Annotated in this window: 4 protein-coding genes; all 4 read right to left on the bottom strand. The window is 53.1% G+C overall.

Annotated elements, in window-relative coordinates:
- Positions 1 to 50: 50 nt before the first annotated feature.
- Complete coding sequence (cutA, locus tag ACREAY_RS11310; protein WP_431755875.1) at positions 51 to 407, bottom strand: divalent cation tolerance protein CutA; 357 nt, start codon at positions 405 to 407, stop codon at positions 51 to 53.
- 25 nt (positions 408 to 432) lie between these two features.
- Positions 433 to 1599 (bottom strand): hypothetical protein, encoded by a 1167-nt coding sequence (locus ACREAY_RS11305; protein WP_431755874.1) that lies wholly within the window; start codon positions 1597 to 1599, stop codon positions 433 to 435.
- A 191-nt stretch (positions 1600 to 1790) separates the two neighbouring features.
- On the bottom strand, positions 1791 to 2051 hold the full coding sequence (locus ACREAY_RS11300; RefSeq protein ID WP_431755873.1) for a hypothetical protein: 261 nt from the start codon (positions 2049 to 2051) through the stop codon (positions 1791 to 1793).
- Entirely contained in the window at positions 2051 to 2242 is a 192-nt protein-coding gene (locus ACREAY_RS11295; protein ID WP_431755872.1) for a hypothetical protein, read from the bottom strand. The genes ACREAY_RS11300 and ACREAY_RS11295 overlap by 1 nt, the downstream gene beginning before the upstream one ends.
- Positions 2243 to 2552: the final 310 nt, after the last annotated feature.

Here is a 2552-nt window from a genome sequence, read left to right as displayed (position 1 = left end):
GTGCAAGGACGTACGCGGTCGACTCGTCTACAGACATGGGCCTGCGCGTGTCATCGCTTGGCGGCATGGTCGCGCTTCTTCGCTACGCGCTCCGCTGAGCTTTCAAGCCACGAGAGGTAGGGCTTGGACACGTCGCTCAACTTTAGTTCAATAATCTCTGGCACCTCGTAGGGATGGGCCTTTGCCAGCGCCTCTTTCAGCGCCTTGGCAGACCACCGGGTAGTCTTGAAAAATGCAATGTATTCTTCGTGGTCTTCCACCTTGCCCTTCCACGTGTAGATGGAGCGCACCTTGGTAAAGTTGACGCAGGCGCACAGCCCCAGGTCGACCATCTTTTTGCCAATGTCTGCCGCAAGCACTTCGCCGGAAAACGTCGAGACGACGATTACCGCCCGGGCTTTTCCCACGGCGGCTTTTACAGATCCACGGTATTTATTCCTGCACGGTCTCGCAGAGCGGGTTTGCCTTTATGATTATCAGGTCGTCGCTTTTGGCGTTCTTGGAAGCCACCTTTTCAAAGTCGGCCTTTGAGCATGCGATGACGACAGTCGTCTTGTCGGTGTGGTAAAGGTCAAACGTCGGGCCCTGGTGGCGCTCGACGTCGCCGATATAGTCGCGCACCTTGGTTTCAAGGGCAGACAGGAGGTCCATCTTGTCGCCCCTCATCTCGTGCGGGTCAAGCGTCCACGCTATGGCGACTTTGGTCCTGCTGGCCTTCAGGTCGCGCTTTTTGAGCGTGCCTCTGATCTGATCTATCAAATGCTTGACATAGCCTTCGATTCCCCTCACGCTCCCGTTGACGAGGTACATGAGCGGGCCGGCGCCGTCAAGCGACGCGCCGATGATGCGCAGATCATAGAGGCCGGCAGTCACGTCGTCGACGTACAGGTCTGAAAACGTGCCGTGCATGAGTTCATTTGCAGGTACCTGGCTGTCGGCTGCCTTTTTGCAGACCTCAAGGATGCTTGCCATGCCGGAATAGTGCGAAAGAGTGCGGATGACGTGCACGAGCTCGGCCGAGTTGACGTCCACAAACGACACCTTGCGCCTGCTGTCGTCTTGCAACATTTTTGCAAGGTTGTTGTCCTGCCGGCCGCGCACCGATCCAACTGTTGTTTCAGAGCCGGCGGCAAGCATGCTCGACGGCATGTAATAGTAAGAGAAGTCCTGTTCGGCCGACGACATGCCGGTGACGTGCTCTATGAGAGCAATGTTTTCGTTGTTGCCCCCCATGCCGGCCGGCAGCATGTAGATTACTGACGATCCTTTCTTCAGCGCCTTGACGGCGTCTTTGAATTTTGCAGAAACGTCGGCCTTGACGTCGGTGCCTATCTTGCGTACGCGGGGCGCAAAGAACAGGTATGCCGCGTTGCCGACTGCCACGTCCATCGGCTCAAGCCCGAGCAGCGGCTCGTCTTCCATGAGCGAGCTGACGTTTGGGTACGTGCGGGCGATGTCTGCCTTTAGCGAGATTGCGGTGCGCAGGGATTCGTCGATGAGTGAAACCTTGGCGCCTTTTATCGCTATCAGAGAAGCTATCCTATACCCCTCGGTACTTAGGCCATAGACGGCCACTGGCGGCATTGTACCAGCACTCAAAGTATAGACTGAGCTCCCCCGAGCAACGCGCTATATACTCGTTGCCGGCGGTTAAAGAAAAGGTTTTTCGATGTCGGATTTAGGGAACGAAACGTTTTGTGCGGAAATTACTAGAAACATTGCTTCAGTAGTGGTTGCCTTCATTGTGCTGCTATTAGTGATGGTGTTTGTCATTTTTTAAGCTATCCTTCCTAACTACCAGTTATGCTCTTGAAGTACGGGTCGTCCTTTAGCGTTTCCTTCCAGCCCTTGAGCAGCATCTTGCCATAATAGCCCTCATCGCAATCATGTATCACGTCTTCACTGATGATTTGCTTCAGTCTTTCAGTGGCTAGTTCTTCCACGTCTCTTCCTTCCATCTGTGACATATCCCACAGGACGCTCCAGTACTTGTCAGGTAGAGAAATGCGGAGGGGCTTGTTTGCCCCATACTCTATGACTTTGGCTGGCATTATTGCTTGTACGCCTCCATTAGTTCTGCATCCTTTTCGTTATACACGTCCAGAAGGATTTCCACACTGGAAGGCTTTCCGTCCTTACCAAAGTTTGTAATGTAGCTTATACCGTACTCTGAATCTAGAGCAGCAGCCAGAAGCCGGGCAGATTTGGGGTCAGTTATGGTGAAGAGGGGGAGTTCTGTCATCCTCTACCACTCTTCTATCCGCAATATCGGGTTCTTTGCGGTCCCGTCGTTATGCCATTGCATGCTTTTGTCATGCTTTAGGATTTGCTGATAGATTCGTTTAGCCAGTCTGCCCTTGATGACGATAGGTTGCTGTTGAGTCAAGCAATCCAGCTCCTTTACCTAGACCTTCCACCGTCGCTGGGGGTCGTACTGATACTTTTCCTTCAGATAGTCAGAGTACTGTACACCCAAGACAGTGTGATTTTTCAGGTCCAAGGCTAGCCCTATTAAGATAAGGTCCTCAATCATCTCCTGGACTGTCCTGTTC

It is taken from the genome of Nitrososphaera sp. (assembly GCF_050748925.1).
Lineage (GTDB): Archaea > Thermoproteota > Nitrososphaeria > Nitrososphaerales > Nitrososphaeraceae > Nitrososphaera.
Note: the sequence above shows the minus strand (reverse complement) of the source record. Positions and strands in the feature narration are given on the sequence as shown.